At 37.1% G+C, this 14,702-nt stretch carries 17 protein-coding genes; 6 read left to right on the forward strand and 11 right to left on the reverse strand.

Annotation, left to right across the window (positions count from 1 at the left end; translation table 11 throughout):
• Positions 1-968: tetratricopeptide repeat protein (locus FJR09_RS11170; protein WP_168654080.1), on the reverse strand; the 968-nt coding region annotated here is incomplete at its 3' end.
• A 308-nt stretch (positions 969-1,276) separates the two neighbouring features.
• Between FJR09_RS11170 and FJR09_RS11175 the strand changes: the two genes are divergently transcribed.
• Positions 1,277-2,386, forward strand: coding sequence for an S-(hydroxymethyl)glutathione dehydrogenase/class III alcohol dehydrogenase (locus FJR09_RS11175; RefSeq protein WP_168653370.1), 1,110 nt, complete (start codon positions 1,277-1,279; stop codon positions 2,384-2,386).
• Between the two features lie 87 nt (positions 2,387-2,473).
• Entirely contained in the window at positions 2,474-2,965 is a 492-nt protein-coding gene (locus FJR09_RS11180; RefSeq protein WP_015083096.1) for a DUF29 domain-containing protein, read from the forward strand.
• 94 nt (positions 2,966-3,059) lie between these two features.
• On the opposite strand, the gene hemW is transcribed toward FJR09_RS11180, so the two are convergent.
• On the reverse strand, positions 3,060-4,244 hold the full coding sequence (hemW, locus tag FJR09_RS11185) for a radical SAM family heme chaperone HemW (protein ID WP_168653369.1): 1,185 nt from the start codon (positions 4,242-4,244) through the stop codon (positions 3,060-3,062).
• A gap of 242 nt (positions 4,245-4,486) precedes the next feature.
• On the opposite strand from hemW, the gene FJR09_RS11190 reads away from it, so the two are divergent.
• Complete coding sequence (locus tag FJR09_RS11190; RefSeq protein WP_015083094.1) at positions 4,487-5,563, forward strand: PIN/TRAM domain-containing protein; 1,077 nt, start codon at positions 4,487-4,489, stop codon at positions 5,561-5,563.
• Positions 5,564-5,829: 266 nt separating this feature from the next.
• On the opposite strand, the gene FJR09_RS11195 is transcribed toward FJR09_RS11190, so the two are convergent.
• Positions 5,830-6,627, reverse strand: a complete 798-nt coding sequence (locus tag FJR09_RS11195) for a D-alanyl-D-alanine carboxypeptidase family protein (protein WP_015083093.1) — start codon at positions 6,625-6,627, stop codon at positions 5,830-5,832.
• An 84-nt stretch (positions 6,628-6,711) separates the two neighbouring features.
• Between FJR09_RS11195 and FJR09_RS11200 the strand changes: the two genes are divergently transcribed.
• Complete coding sequence (locus FJR09_RS11200) at positions 6,712-7,629, forward strand: AEC family transporter (RefSeq protein WP_015083092.1); 918 nt, start codon at positions 6,712-6,714, stop codon at positions 7,627-7,629.
• Between the two features lie 107 nt (positions 7,630-7,736).
• Here FJR09_RS11200 and FJR09_RS11205 read toward each other — a convergent pair whose 3' ends face one another.
• A complete protein-coding gene (locus FJR09_RS11205) occupies positions 7,737-8,345 on the reverse strand; it encodes a hypothetical protein (RefSeq protein WP_015083091.1) in 609 nt (202 codons plus the stop codon).
• A 224-nt stretch (positions 8,346-8,569) separates the two neighbouring features.
• Positions 8,570-9,094: a phosphoribosyltransferase gene (locus FJR09_RS11210; RefSeq protein ID WP_168653368.1), complete on the reverse strand. Its 525-nt coding sequence runs from the start codon at positions 9,092-9,094 to the stop codon at positions 8,570-8,572.
• A 71-nt stretch (positions 9,095-9,165) separates the two neighbouring features.
• On the opposite strand from FJR09_RS11210, the gene FJR09_RS11215 reads away from it, so the two are divergent.
• Positions 9,166-10,617: an MFS transporter gene (locus FJR09_RS11215; protein ID WP_168653367.1), complete on the forward strand. Its 1,452-nt coding sequence runs from the start codon at positions 9,166-9,168 to the stop codon at positions 10,615-10,617.
• 25 nt (positions 10,618-10,642) lie between these two features.
• Positions 10,643-10,813: a hypothetical protein gene (locus tag FJR09_RS11220; RefSeq protein WP_168653366.1), complete on the forward strand. Its 171-nt coding sequence runs from the start codon at positions 10,643-10,645 to the stop codon at positions 10,811-10,813.
• 114 nt (positions 10,814-10,927) lie between these two features.
• On the opposite strand, the gene FJR09_RS11225 is transcribed toward FJR09_RS11220, so the two are convergent.
• The 6 genes from FJR09_RS11225 to FJR09_RS11255 all read right to left on the reverse strand — a co-directional run bounded on the left by FJR09_RS11225 (position 10,928) and on the right by FJR09_RS11255 (position 14,682).
• Positions 10,928-12,541, reverse strand: coding sequence for a peptidoglycan-binding protein (locus FJR09_RS11225; RefSeq protein WP_168653365.1), 1,614 nt, complete (start codon positions 12,539-12,541; stop codon positions 10,928-10,930).
• Between the two features lie 296 nt (positions 12,542-12,837).
• On the reverse strand, positions 12,838-13,179 hold the full coding sequence (locus FJR09_RS11230) for a XisI protein (RefSeq protein ID WP_168498341.1): 342 nt from the start codon (positions 13,177-13,179) through the stop codon (positions 12,838-12,840).
• Positions 13,167-13,580 carry an element excision factor XisH family protein gene (locus tag FJR09_RS11235; protein ID WP_168642865.1) on the reverse strand — a complete coding sequence of 138 codons (414 nt, stop codon included), beginning with the start codon at positions 13,578-13,580 and terminating at the stop codon, positions 13,167-13,169. Before FJR09_RS11235 ends, FJR09_RS11230 begins: the two co-directional genes overlap by 13 nt.
• 337 nt (positions 13,581-13,917) lie before the next feature.
• Positions 13,918-14,184, reverse strand: coding sequence for a type II toxin-antitoxin system HicB family antitoxin (locus tag FJR09_RS11245; RefSeq protein ID WP_168653364.1), 267 nt, complete (start codon positions 14,182-14,184; stop codon positions 13,918-13,920).
• Between the two features lie 10 nt (positions 14,185-14,194).
• A complete protein-coding gene (locus FJR09_RS11250; RefSeq protein WP_053538042.1) occupies positions 14,195-14,398 on the reverse strand; it encodes a hypothetical protein in 204 nt (67 codons plus the stop codon).
• Between the two features lie 35 nt (positions 14,399-14,433).
• On the reverse strand, positions 14,434-14,682 hold the full coding sequence (locus tag FJR09_RS11255) for a hypothetical protein (RefSeq protein WP_168634444.1): 249 nt from the start codon (positions 14,680-14,682) through the stop codon (positions 14,434-14,436).
• Positions 14,683-14,702: the final 20 nt, after the last annotated feature.

The following is a 14,702-nucleotide window of genomic DNA, read 5'->3' on the forward strand; positions in this document are numbered from 1 at the left end:
TGCTCATAAGCTGCAATGGCATTTTCCAGATTATCCGCTTTATCTCCCCTGATTCTATCACTGTAGGCATTCCCCAGATTATTTTGCGTCATTGCCCATTGTACAGGAAAATCGGTGCGGGTTCTCACTTCTAAAGCTTCATTATAAGCTGCAATGGCATTTTCCAGATTATCCGCTTTATCTCCCCTGATTCTATTATTGTAGGCAGTCCCCAGATTATTTTGCGTCATTGCCCAATCTACAGGAAAATCGGTGCGGGTACTCACTTCTAAAGCTTCATTATAAGCTGCGATGGCATTTTCCAGATTCTCCGCTTTATCACCCCTGATTCTATTAGAGTAGGCATTCCCCAGATTATTTTGTAAAGTTCCCCATTGTTCTGGAGAAGTTTCACGGGTGAAAACAGTGGAAACTATTTCATAACCAGTAATAGCAATTTCCACATTATCAGGTTTGTTACCTAAAGGAAATTGCCATATCAAATTACTAAAATTACCTATCACTACAGCGAAAAATTGTTTTGCGTCTGGTTCTGCTTCTTCTAGTGTATTTGTTGCCCAATCCTGTAATAATTTAACAAAGGTGAGATTAAGTTTATCCGTATTTGCAGCCAGTAAAGGGTAAACTACCTGGGGATTACCTTCACTTTCTGCGGTAGCTTGTAATACTTTTGATAAAAATTGTAAATAGGTATCAAAATTTGCTTGATTAAGCGGCGTTTCTGGTTCTGGGGTTAGGGGTATATCTAACTGTTCACTCAGTTGAGAAGCTAAAGCCAGCAACCGGTTAGCACGATTTTCTTGTCCTTCCTGGGTAGACATTTGTTCTACCCCTACCTTCAGCAATTCTAAAAAATCAACATCGAGTAATTCCCTGTTAGCTTGTAATATAGCCGCTTCTTGACCATGGGGACAACTAAGCAGTTGTTGAACTAGCTGATAATATGCCTGTAGACGCTGTTCATTCATAAGTTAGGACTGGATAGGGTAGAACCTAGATCATGCTTCAATAGTATCTTGACACATTGCGGACAATATTACCCTGCAAATCCCGAAAATCCTGATTCTGACAATTAATTATCCTGAAAATCCTCAAATCCTGGAAATCCTGATTCAGACAATTAATTATCCTGAAAATCCTTAAATCCTGAACATCCTGATTCAGACAATTAATTATCCAAGGTAAAATGATCCAAGATGCGCGAATGGTAAGCACAAACTATGATTATTTGGGTAGATATTAATCCCAAAAACGAACCTTAAAGGAGAATTGCATCTTGGAAGTTAAAGCAGCAATAGCTTACACCGCAGGAAAACCTCTCACAATTGAAACCGTACAATTAGCACCACCACAAGCAGGAGAAGTCTTAATTGAGATTAAAGCCAGTGGGGTTTGTCATACTGATGCTTTTACCCTGTCTGGTGATGATCCTGAAGGTTTATTTCCGGCAATTTTAGGACATGAAGGCGCTGGTATAGTTGTCGAAGTAGGGGCTGATGTCAAAAGTCTCAAAAAGGGAGATCATGTAATTCCTTTATACACTCCCGAATGTCGGCAATGTGATTATTGTTTAAGCTTCAAAACTAATCTTTGTCAAGCAATTCGCGGTACACAAGGACGGGGTTTAATGCCAGATGGTACGAGCCGTTTTAGTATCGGTGGCGACATGATTCACCATTATATGGGTACATCCACCTTTGCTAATTATACGGTATTGCCAGAAATCGCCGTTGCTAAAATTCGGGAAGATGCCCCTTTTGATAAAGTTTGTTATATCGGTTGTGGTGTGACAACAGGTATTGGTGCAGTTGTGAATACAGCTAAAGTAGAACCAGGCGCAAACGTGGTAGTCTTCGGTTTGGGCGGCATTGGTTTAAATGTGATCCAAGGGGCGCGAATGGTGGGCGCAAATAAGATTATTGGTGTAGATATTAATCCTAAAAAACGCGAATTAGCTGAAAAATTTGGCATGACACATTTTGTTAATCCCCAAGAAATTGCAGGTGATTTAGTTCCTTATTTGGTAGATTTAACAAACGGTGGTGCTGACTATTCCTTTGAATGTATTGGTAATGTCAATATCATGCGTCAAGCTTTAGAATGTTGTCATAAAGGTTGGGGTGTGAGTGTGATTATTGGTGTAGCTGGTGCAGGTAAAGAAATCAGCACTCGTCCCTTTCAATTAGTAACTGGCAGGGTTTGGAAAGGTTCGGCTTTTGGTGGTGCAAGAGGGCGGACAGATGTACCGAAAATAGTAGATTGGTATATGGATGGTAAGATTAATATTGATGATTTAATTACTCATGTGATGCCGATTGAAAAGATTAATGATGCTTTTGATTTGATGCACAGGGGGGAATCTATTCGGAGTGTGGTGACTTTTTAGGTTTTTGTTTCGCGCAAAGACGCTAAGGAGCAAAGGCGCAAAGGAAGAAGGGAGTTATAATTAATTCAAGGTTACTAGGTTTTAATTATGCAGACACAAGGGGGGAAAGAATCCGCTGTCAACCTGAATCTTTATGAAACGGATTTTTATGCCTGGACTCAACAACAGGCTAATTTATTACGTTATCAGCTATGGAATCAAGTTGATTTAGTTAATTTAATTGAGGAAGTTGAATCTTTGGGGAGAAGGGAACGCCAAGAATTGAGAAATCGTCTGATTATTTTAATTGGACATTTACTCAAGTGGGAATATCAATCATCAAAACGTATTCGTAGTTGGTTAGCAACTATTCGGATTCAACGCCGAGACATCATAAAATTACTGAATGAAAATCCTAGTTTGCAGTCTTCTCTAGAAGTAGCACTTGAGGAAGCTTATGAAAATGCTAGGGATTTAGCATCAGGAGAAACCAATTTACCGTTATCAACCTTTCCTTCTCAATGCCTATATTTATGGGAAGATCTAATTAACCTCAACTTTTATCCTGGTGACGTTGCAAATGATGATTTGATGCAATAATCGGCATTGCTAAATTAAAATATAAAATTGGAAACTCACAAATTTCAAACTTTGCGCCTTTGCTTCTTTGCGCCTTTGCGCGAAACATAATTTATTATTCTCCTAACTCCTCAAACAACTTCGCTAACATCACATTAGAAAATATAAAACCATCGGGATCGCTGAAACGCAACCTATCCCCAACAATCTTCACCCAACCCTGAGCAAAGTATGGTTGCAAACAGCTTTGAATTCTCTCAACTTGATGGTTGCCAAAGTTTGTTGCTAAGGAATTTAAACTGATTCCTTCGGCTAACCGTAACCCTAACATGAGAGTTTCTAACAAAACATCTACCTGTGGTGTGATTTCACAATCAATCACAGCACCGTTTTTTAACCATTGGTAATATTCCTGGGTTTTGCGGGGACGGGTGAAGCGTTTACCTTGTATATAGCTGGCTGCACCCATACCAAAGCCATAATAGGGGCGATTTTGCCAATAAACTCGATTATGCTGGCATTGATGTCCTGGTTGGGCATAATTGGAAATTTCGTAATGTTCGTAACCAGCATCAGTTAAGGTCTTTTGCCCCATTTGATACATTTTGACGGTGGTTTCATCTGTGGGTAAGGGATGATCTCCCGGTTTGTAATAACGATTGAAGGCTGTTCCGGGTTCAATGGTCAGGTCATAGATGGAAATGTGAGTTGGGGTGGCTGCTACTGCTTGGATTAAGGAATCTTGCCATTGTGCTAAAGATTGATACGGTAAGCCAGAAATCAAGTCTAAGCTAAATTCGGGAATCTCGACCTTGTGAATTAACTCTATAGCTGTAAATATATCTATAAGGGAATGCGATCGCCCAGCAGTTTTTAACAATTCTTCTTGGAAAGCTTGGACACCCAAACTCACGCGATTTACTCCTAAGCTACGATAACCAGCGATATGTGCAAAATCAAACGTCCCTGGGTCAATTTCCATAGAAATTTCTACCCCAGAGGCAATGCCAAATCGCTGTTCTAAGGTTGTCAATATAGATTGCAACTGTACTGTTGATAATAGTGAAGGAGTACCACCACCAAAAAAAATTGTTTCTAAAGGTTGACTATAAGTTGGTGCAATCCTGATTTCTTGACATAAAACTTCAACATATTCGCCAATTGTCCCAGAATTTTCGCCCCGTGAGTTATTCCCGACCACAAATACCGGAAAATCGCAATAAAAACATCGTCGCCGACAAAAGGGAATATGCACATAAGCAGAACTGGGAATCCCCCAACCAATATCTTTTTGACTCATTTTGAACAATAGTGAAGTTAATTTGATTTGACTGTTAAAAATAATGAAAATGAGGAGTTTGTTTACAACTTTTCATCCTTTTTCCCTAAAAATAAAAATAATATGCAGTAAAAACGCTTTAGTTATAATGTTGGCATATTCTGTCTGCCTGAGCAGCTAAGATGATTCCATCACTAAAAAGGACTCAAACAAGCATACTTTACTCTATCGAATAAATATCGTTGTAGGAACACAACATAACCATGCTGGATGTCATTATTATTCTCTCATTTATCTTGGCAGCGTCGGGAATAGGTTATTTCAGCACTGATCTACTCCCCCCTGGTACTCTTAATGGAGTTAGTGATTTAGATGCCTTACGCCTAGTTTTCGCTGTCTTTGCTGCCATTATCGGTGGTGCAGTCGGGCTGAGTTTCCAGACTACATACCGTCGGCTAGAGTCACAAGTCCGGGAAATGCCCCTAGAAGTCATTCTCACCCGTGCCATTGGCTTAGTAATTGGGCTATTACTCGCCAATCTGATGTTAGCCCCGCTATTTTTATTACCCATTCCCCCAGATTTTGGTTTTATCAAACCTCTTGTTGCGGTTGTTGGCAGTATTATCCTCTCTGTTACAGGAATGAACTTAGCAGATACTCACGGACGGGGGTTGTTAAGATTAATTAACCCCAATACTGTGGAAAGTATGGTGGTGGAAGGAACTCTTAAACCTGCTAATACTAAGGTTTTAGATACTAGCTGCATTATAGATGGCCGGATTGAAACATTACTAGAAACAGGATTTCTAGAAGGATTAATTCTTGTCCCCCAATTTGTTTTACAAGAATTACAACAAGTAGCTGATGCTAGTAAAGACCAAAAACGGGTCAGGGGAAGAAGAGGATTAGAAATTCTCAACCGCATTCGGGAAACTTATCCTGAACGTATTTTAATCAATCCTGTGGACTATGAAGATACTGCCACTGTTGATGCTAAATTGGTGCGTTTTGCTCAAGAAATCAATGGCACATTACTCACCAATGATTATAATTTGTCGAAAGTTGCTAGTGTGCAAAAAGTTCCAGTTTTGAATGTTCATGATTTAGTCAATGCTGTTCGTCCAACTTATTTACCTGGTGATTATCTTGATTTGAAAATTCTCAAAGAAGGAAAAGAACCAACTCAAGGAATTGGCTATTTAGATGATGGCACAATGGTAGTAGTGGAAGAAGGTAGAGGTTATGTTGGTGGTGAATTGCGAGTAGTAGTTACCAGTGCTTTACAAACTTCTGCTGGAAGGATGATTTTTGCCAAACCCCAAGCTTCCGCATTAGCCTAAGGAATATGGCACGGAAAACTAGAGTTAAATTATGTAAATCGGTGTGGGGAACTGCACCGATAAACTACATTTAATTTTATTTCGCGCAAAGAGGCAAAGGAGCAAAGGCGCAAAGGAAGAAATAAATACATGAAATCTGAACTAATGTAAAACCAGAAATTATAAATATTTTTCCATTACATAATTTTTAAGTTTTATTCCTCGACGTTCTACAAACAGTTTCATAATTGCTTCAGTGTCAGATATTTGATATTCTCTGACTATCATTATGGTGTTTTTACAGGTTTGATATTTTTGGCTTTATAAAATGTTTCTAAACTATCAGTATCGCCGACAAAACGCCAATGCCAAGGTTCATAACTGACACCTTGAAGATTATTTTTCGGAAAGGAAATTTCAAAACTAAACTTAGCCGCATTAGCCTGTAACCACTGATAAGCTTTGGTATTATCAAAATTGGCTTGGAGATTAGTTGCTGGGACTGTGCCATCGCCAACATCCACCGCATAACCTGTATGATGTTCACTATGATTTGGTGGTGCGCTGAGGGCTGCTCTTTCGGCTGGGGTTTGATTCCGCTGTGCGCCTACACCGAAAAATAACTGCTTTTGCTCTTGTACAGAACGAAAGCCAGAAATTGGAACTAAAATTACACCCGCACTTCTAGCGGTTTGTACCATGGCTTGAAACTTGACAGCGGCAGATTTTCGCATTCTGATTCTACTGTCACCCGTAATTGGGGCTAATTCTGATTCTGGTGCTTCTGAATAGGGAAAATGTCCCAACACTGTATCATTATTATTTGGGGTATTAGCGGCTATGGGTGTAGAACTAATTGGTTCAGCTACAGAATTAGCATTTGGCTTAGGTGTTGTCAGCGAAAACAAAAAACCACTAGAGACAGCCAGTAACAAAAATCCTGTTAATCCACCTGTAATCAAAACCACAGGTTGGACTTTGATCTTACTTCCTGCATCATTTGTATCGCGTAAAGCCACTGGGATATCATCACCAGAGAGAGGGTAGGAATTGTGCGGTTTTTTAGGAAACCCAGCTTTATTCAAGTTTTTGCTCCTGTTTGTGTTTAATAGTTAGTTAAAGAAGAAATGAGTTTTGTTTAATGCTTAATTTTGAATTATGGTGTAATTTTGATAAATCTTTTAGAACTATATATCAAGTTAGTGGGATTAATCCTAGTGGGATTTATACTGGGACGTAAATTGCCTAACAATACTTCCACCTACGTAGGTCAATTTCTCTATTGGGTGGGAGTACCTATAAGCATCATCGGTTTTTTACTACAAACAGATTTATCAGGACAGATTTGGATTGCACCGATAATAGCTCACTTGGCAATCTTTCTGGGGGCATTATTAGCTTGGTTAAGAATCAAAGCCCAAGCCCATTTCATTGATTCAGTTCCCCCCGCGACAACTCAAGGTAGTTTGATTCTAGCAGCAATGGTAGGTAATACAGGTAATTTGGGTTTTCCCATTACTTTAGCAATGGTAGGTAAAGAATATTTTGCCTGGGCTTTATTTTACGATATGTTGGGTTCGCTGTTTGGTGCTTATGGTTTAGGTGTGTTTCTTGCTGCTAAGTTTGGTAATAATACCCAAAATCAGATGCAAATAGCAAAGGTAATTTTGATTAATCCGGCTTTATGGAGTTTTGGATTTGGCTTATTATTGCATCAAGTGACGCTTCCCTCTCCGGTGATATTTTGTTTAGAAAAATTGGCTTGGGGTGCAGTTGCTTTATCTTTGATGTTAATTGGAATGCGACTTTCCCAACTAAAATCTTGGCGAAAATTACCACAAGCGGGGAGTAGTGTCTTCATTAAAATGCTATTAGTGCCGATGATTTTAGGTAGCACTCTCTCATTTTTTGGTGTTACTGGTAATGCAGCACAGGTGATAGTTTTGCAAATGGGTATGCCTCCAGCTTTGGCTACATTGGTAATAGCAGAAACCTTTGATTTGGATAGAGATTTGGCTGTTACTGCTTTAGCTATGGGGATGATAGTTTTGTTGTTTACTCTTCCTGTTTGGTTATGGTTGTTTTAATTGGAAATCTGCTTCAAATACAATCAATTACAGTGCTTACCTGCATCAACAGAATTACCAGATTGGGCTACTGCAAAAATTCATTGCTATATCCCTCTATTATTGCACTAATAACCAGGAGTTAGTATGTGGTCAACATTAAATTCTTTGAATTTGTCACATCCTAAATGAGTTTCCTGCCACATTTTGACCAAAGAAGAAGATTGAATAACAACTCGTTTTTCAATTTGAACGTCAAAGTTAAAGAAATTCTCAACTGTTGCTGAATAATCACAAATCAGCTTTTCAAAATTTTTTATTGAGATTTCATTTTGAATCTTGTTGCCCAATTTATCTGTGATAACAAAGTCAATATTATCTTCTTTATCTCCCTGTAATTGAAAGCTTAACATAGTTTGGTCTGAATTGTGAAAAACAAATAATTCCTCTTTATAGAGAATATCAGTATCATAGAAAGTATAAGCTGTAGAACCTTTAGATGGTGGAATAAGGCTTCTGAGAAAAACTTTATATTTAATATTCTTTAAAAGTCTTCTTCGAGGTATGTTCCGAATGACCAATCTAAAACCATACTCTGGCAAGTATCCAAGCCTCGGTAGTCCTTCTTGTCGTACTGTCCACTTGAGTAGAAAATATTGGATTACGGGGAAAGCGAAAAAGGTTATTAATGCTAATACCTGACTAACTACCTGCTCCAAAAGTTTATCTATGCTCACCGATTTCTCTCCTATAGAAATAATAATTAAGACTCAAAGCTAATATAGCATTTCCTAGTCTAATGAGGTACAAAATTATCTGTGTTCATCTGCATTTATCTGCGTTTAATTCTGACTTATTGCACCTCACTTGTATGGGAATTGCTATATTTGAGTATGAAGTTTTCCAGAAAGCACTTTTTTTGTAGGCAATGAAGTCACAACAAAACGAGTATCTTTCACTGCTATTCTGCAACCCCTAAATTCTCCTTTTTTGCCAGTTCGCAAGGACTAATATGTTCGTAATGTTCAAAAGGTTGATGAATCCAAGGATTATCAGCCAGATAATCAACGTGATAATCAGGAACAACAACTGAACAAGCTTTATACCAAATTACAGCGGTGCGAATTTCTTGAATGGGAAAATCATGATGTTTCTGTAACCAGGGAACTGTTTCTTGAATAGTGATACCAGAGTCTACTAAATCATCTACTAGCAAAATCCGTGAACCTAAATTTTCACTAGTCATGGTTAATTGACGAGAAATAATTAAATTACTTCTTTTATATGTCCCCGCGCCATTGTAAGATGAAGTAGCTAAAATTGCTAATGGTTGATTGTATATGCGGGAGAGAATATCTCCTACTCGCAGTCCCCCTCTAGCTAAACAGACGATTTGGTTAAATTCCCAACCCGATTGATAAATCTTTACAGCCAGTTGTTCAATTTTGTGGTGATAATCTGACCAAGAAATGTAAAGGTCTGACATAAAACTAAAATAAGTGTGTTAATAATTGTTAGTTATCTATTGTCAATTGTCAATTAATAAGGGTGTAATTTATGGTTAAGGATAATGGTGATAATAACGATTTTCCTAAGTCGCTAACAAGTGAAAAATTAGATTTTAAAACTAAATTAGCTTATGGTGCGGGAGATTTGGGACCAGCGATTACTGCAAATATTGCTGTATTTTACATGATGGTTTTCTTTACCAATGTGGCAGGAATTCCAGCGGGTTTGGCAGGTAGTATTTTGATGATTGGCAAAATTTGGGATGGTATCAATGATCCTATGGTGGGAATGTTGACTGATAAAACCCAATCCCGGCGCTGGGGTCGTCGTCTACCTTGGCTTTTATATGGGGCAATTCCTTTTGGATTTTTCTTTTTCTTGCAGTGGATTGTCCCCCAATTTACTGCTGACAAAAGTAGTAATATTTGGTGTTTATTTTGGTATTATGTAGTAATTGGGATTATATCTCAGGCATTTTATACTGTTGTGAATTTGCCTTATACAGCCATGACTCCTGAGTTAACTCAAGATTACGATGAACGAACTAGTTTGAATAGTTTTCGGTTTACGTTTTCCATTGGTGGCAGTATTTTATCGTTGATTTTATCAAAAATTATTTTCTCACAAATTAGCGATCGCCAACAACAATATTTAGTCTTAGCGGCTGTGTGTACCGTAATTTCGGTTTTATCTTTGTATTGGTGCGTTTATGGGGTGCGCGATCGCATTTTAGCTTTTGAAGCTAAACGGATTTCTTTGCCACAAGAAGCAGAAATTCCCTTTTTTGAACAGCTAAAAATTGTCTTTAGTAATAAACCTTTTCTGTTTGTAATTGCGATATATCTTTTTTCTTGGTTAGGTGTGCAAATCACAGCCAGTATTATTCCCTATTTTGTCGTTAACTGTATGAAACTTAAAGAGGGAGATGTCCCCACAGTCATGATTGCAGTGCAGGGAACGGCTTTATTTATGTTATTTATTTGGAGTTATTTAAGTAAAAAGATTGGCAAAAAAATCGTTTATTTCTTAGGAATGAGTTCCTGGATTATTGCGGCTGCTGGATTATTTTTCTTACAGCCAAATCAAGTTGGTTTAATGTATGTTATGGCTGTAATGGCAGGTATGGGAGTTTCTACAGCTTATCTAATTCCCTGGTCAATGATCCCTGATGTGATTGAATTAGATGAATTGCAAACTGGACAACGACGGGAAGGAATTTTCTATGGTTTCATGGTTTTATTGCAAAAATTTGGTTTAGCTTTCGGGCTATTTTTGGTCGGTAATACCTTACAAGCTTATGGTTTTAAAGAAGCGGTTGCTGGACAAAGTTCTTTACCTGTACAACCTGAATCTGCACTTTTAGCCATTCGTATTGCTGTTGGACCCATACCAACCGTTTGTTTAATTGCCGGGTTAGTTTTAGTCTACTTCTATCCCATTACCCGCGAAATGCACGCGGAAATCATGCTAAAACTGCAAGCACAACGGCAGAGAACATAAACGCGAATTCTCACCAATAAATATTATGGCTTTTTATGTAATGTTAATTAAAGTTAATGAAGATAATCAAGGTGTTACTTATAATTTCGGTACTGATCCTGAACATTTAGGTAAAATTCGTCTTGATAAACATGATGGAAAAATTCAAGAAGTTGAAGCTGTTAATAGTGAAAATTATCACCATATTTTAACATGAACTCCTTTCATCAAATAAGCGATCGCTTTCTCAACGCATAACCAAAAAGCGATCGCTCTCCACAAAACCACACCCAAACAGCGATCGCTTTGTTATAGTTCCTACTCTACTCAGTTAACGGATTCTGATAAATCCTGAGACAGACGACAAATTACGAGTAAAGTTACCACTGGTATTATCTTTATTTCCTTCAGAAGTTTTGATTACAGAACTTCCTTGAGAATATGCTCTGATAATGCCAATATGATTAAATTCACCCGTAGCCTTCTTACCAGGCCAATCAAAAGTAACAATATCTCCACGCATAGGAGTTACCGAACCTTTAGGACACCAAAAATCGTTTTGTTTTGCCCAAAATTTCCAAGATTCAACTAAAGCCATTGTTGCCCAAAAACCTTCAGGTTGATCTGGTATATCAATTCCTACGTTACGACAACAATAAGCAACAAAAGCCGCACACCAATTATAAAAAACTGGATCACTTCCGATATGACCTATACTTTGCATAGGTTTACGGAAAGGTTTGAGGTATTTTTCCGCTTCACTACTTGCACTACTCCAAGTAAGTCCTTTAGCGGCTTCAATTTCAGCAAAACCAGCCAATCGTAAATAAATAGGATCAGATGGATCTTCAGAAATGCTATCTCCAGGTTTACCACCAAGTTTACCCCAAGTCATGGGACCAACTTCCCCATCAATCATTAAACCTGCTTTTAACTGAAAAGCTTTAACAGCATTTTCTGTGTTATTTTCAAATTCACCATCTACTTTGCCAGCATTAAATCCTAAATCATTAAGTGCTTTTTGCAAGGCTTTAACATCATCTCCTTTACTACCCCAACGCAGAATACGAGTTAAGATTGGTAAATCAGTGGTAGGAGTAATGGTAATATCAGGTGCGGTAACAGAAGGAATAGCCTTACTAGAGGGAGCAATTAAAAAGGTTTTTGCTGTCGGATATTTGCCTAAAAAATCTACAAATTCATCCGTTAGTTTGGTTTTTAATTCTACTACTTCAATAGTTTCTGAACCTGCACAAGCGGCGATAACTGGATAAGATGTGCCATCTTCTTCCTTACGATAAAGCTCAAACCATGTTACCTCTTTTTGTTTTGTTGTTGTATCAATATCGTCACCCACTCCACTTTCTGGTGATAAGGAAATAAATCCTTTTTCTTCCATTCTTTTGAGAAGCACAACAGAGCCACATTGCTCACTCACTTTATCGGTATCAAATTTACCATCGGAAACAAATTTACCTTTAGTATAGTGATTAGAAAAACTCCATAAATAAGGAGATTTTACTTCAGAGTGAAACCGCCGATAACCTAGTCCATTGTAGCCTTCAAGTTTCCAACAACTTCCGGCAATACTCCAATCAGTCCAATTATTTAAATCATCAAAAGTTAAAGCATCTTGTGCCGATTCTTCCCATGTAAAAGGTGGCTTTCCGGGGGGACGATTTTTAGGAATATTAATTGTTTTAGCACTTAAGCGATCGCCATTGTGTAAATGAGTATTAAAATTTCCACTAGCTTCTAGTTGATGAATTACTGCAACGATGAACCAAGGAACATCAGTCAGTCTTTCTACTTTTTTATAGCGAGAGCGATTGTCTATAAGACGATTAACAATCGTATCAACTTGACTTAGTTTATCAGATTTGATTTGACAATCTCTGTAGAGTTGTTCATATTCTGTTCTTAGTGCTGCATTGAATTGTACCATTTTATTTGCTCCTTTGAATACAATTTGATTATTTTTAGCTGACAAAAGCTATGTTTTAATTGTTTCCTAAAACATCCTCAAAATTCACAAATATAAGTAATAATATATCTACCCCCCCGAATAATCAGCTTTTTTTATGTATTTTCATAGTTAATTGATAGTTGATTTCTCTATCGGGATATCCTGACCATGAAATATTCCCTCACCTCATCCTCAAAACCAACAATTTGATCAAAATTCAAATAACGATACAAATTATCAGCAAAAGGATGTATTTTCTCCTGTTTATAAATTAATCAAGCCACAGCAAACTCCGTCAACTTACGAGTTTCTGGATCATGAAAAGCTAAAACAATATCCTCTTTGGGTACACCTTCCCTCAATAATTCTGTTGCAATTCCTTCCTCAGTCCAATCTTCCTCAATGTAAATCTTCTCATTCTTAATGCGAATATGGACAGAAATTCCCTTAATTCTTTCCTCTGTTGTCCAACCAACTTGAAACCATAAGTATTGATCTCTTTGCTCATCAAAAGCTAATAGCATTTCTATATTATCAGGAGATGCAGAGGAAAAAAGTTGATGATATTCTGTTAAGATTTTTTTGATTAAAAAACGGTAATTTTCTAACTTATCCATTTGGTAATAACCTCCTTATCTGTATCTACAATGATTAATTTAAGTTGGTTTTCATCAACAACAACTTGGATAGTTTCATCAAAATTAGCTTTATAAACAAGTTGACCAAGTGCTAAGTAAATCTGATGGTCTGGTGCTGTTCTTTTAAGATAATTACGGTAAATGATATACTGACCTACAGCCCTTTCTAAATCATAAATAAATGATGGATTTAGAAAACTTTTAACTTCTATCACTATTTTCTCATCACCTCTTTGAGCAGATAATGGACGTTCAGCACCTAGATCAGCAACAAGTCTTAATTTTCTATAAATTATATAATAAGGATCAGCCGTAATTGTCCAACCATCCTTAATTAAAGCATTTTTGACCGCATCATGGCAAGTATCCTTTGCTGGCATTGTTGACCCCGATAATAAACTATTATAACATTCAGGTGAGTCCATCCAGCCCACCCTAACCTAAATTATACCAAAGCCGCTTCTCCTTACTAATCACCCTCCCTTCATCCTCAAAACCAACAATTTGATCAAAAATATCCTTGATTTACCTCAACAAACCTTCAATCTCCTCATCACTAAAACCAAATTGCCGAAAAATCCGTAAAACATAACCTGGAGACATTTCTCTAGCACCCATATCTATAGGAACTACTCTCCTTTTCCCTCTCTATGAAAAGTACAACCTGCTTTTTCTAATAATTTAATTAATTCTTTGGGTTTTAAAGAAGGTATATTTTTAGGCATAAACCTTCCTCAATTCATAGATTTCTGATTGTTTTTCTTTTTCCTCAACTAACAAAAATTCATGTAATTCATCTATAGAAATAGGAGATTTATAAATATTATCTTCTGATTGATAAACATCTTCAAAAGATTCTATTGCTTCCTTTAATTTATTAACTGCATCTTCTTGAGTATCTCCCTGTCCAACAATCCCATTTTCTAAACACAAACCCACCCAATAACCGGAACTTTGTCTGAGAACAACTGTGTAAAAGTTCATTTTTGTTTACCTATGGATTATGTATAAGCATTTTCTTAACATCAGCTAAAGATACGGAAAGACTATCTTTCTCTTCTTCCTTAGCATCCCGTAAATCTCTTAAATCTTCCAAATCTTCTAACAATTCCGTAATCTTCAAAAATTCCTCATAAGGTAAAACTGCAAATTGTTTTTGACCATTTTTTGTTAAAAACTCAGGATGTAATTCAATCATTTTTACACCTCTTTATATTCATAAGATTTTCTCCATTAATCATCTGCTAAAGTTTCCAACTCATCAGAAATTAAATTTTGCCAATCTTCATCACAATGGGAATGCAAATGAATAGAAGCTACCAGCAATTCTGAGAGAATTTTACCCTTTTGGCGATCGCTTAATTCAGAAAGTTGTAATTGATTAATCAGAGAAATCACATTCTGGCATTCTTCCTGTAATTCCATTAGTAACTGATTAAGCGTTGAGTTTTCACTGCTAATTTTTTGTTTCGCGAGTTTCATTAATAGTTTCACGATAATTA

It is taken from the genome of Dolichospermum sp. UHCC 0406, assembly GCF_009712025.1.
GTDB classification, from domain to species: domain Bacteria; phylum Cyanobacteriota; class Cyanobacteriia; order Cyanobacteriales; family Nostocaceae; genus Dolichospermum; species Dolichospermum lemmermannii.

Excerpts from the sequence above, each read along its gene's own strand:
- FJR09_RS11245 (WP_168653364.1), bottom strand. The coding sequence starts at position 14,184 with ATGAACTTTTACACAGTTGTTCTCAGACAAAGTTCCGGTTATTGGGTG.
- FJR09_RS11180 (WP_015083096.1), top strand. The coding sequence starts at position 2,474 with ATGCAGACACAAGGGGGGAAAGAATCCGCTGTCAACCTGAATCTTTAT.
- FJR09_RS11220 (WP_168653366.1), top strand. The coding sequence starts at position 10,643 with ATGGCTTTTTATGTAATGTTAATTAAAGTTAATGAAGATAATCAAGGT.
- FJR09_RS11215 (WP_168653367.1), top strand. The coding sequence starts at position 9,166 with ATGGTTAAGGATAATGGTGATAATAACGATTTTCCTAAGTCGCTAACA.
- FJR09_RS11255 (WP_168634444.1), bottom strand. The coding sequence starts at position 14,682 with ATGAAACTCGCGAAACAAAAAATTAGCAGTGAAAACTCAACGCTTAAT.
- hemW (WP_168653369.1), bottom strand. The coding sequence starts at position 4,244 with ATGAGTCAAAAAGATATTGGTTGGGGGATTCCCAGTTCTGCTTATGTG.
- FJR09_RS11225 (WP_168653365.1), bottom strand. The coding sequence starts at position 12,541 with ATGGTACAATTCAATGCAGCACTAAGAACAGAATATGAACAACTCTAC.
- FJR09_RS11230 (WP_168498341.1), bottom strand. The coding sequence starts at position 13,179 with ATGGATAAGTTAGAAAATTACCGTTTTTTAATCAAAAAAATCTTAACA.
- FJR09_RS11190 (WP_015083094.1), top strand. The coding sequence starts at position 4,487 with ATGCTGGATGTCATTATTATTCTCTCATTTATCTTGGCAGCGTCGGGA.
- FJR09_RS11210 (WP_168653368.1), bottom strand. The coding sequence starts at position 9,094 with ATGTCAGACCTTTACATTTCTTGGTCAGATTATCACCACAAAATTGAA.
- FJR09_RS11235 (WP_168642865.1), bottom strand. The coding sequence starts at position 13,580 with ATGCCAGCAAAGGATACTTGCCATGATGCGGTCAAAAATGCTTTAATT.
- FJR09_RS11250 (WP_053538042.1), bottom strand. The coding sequence starts at position 14,398 with ATGATTGAATTACATCCTGAGTTTTTAACAAAAAATGGTCAAAAACAA.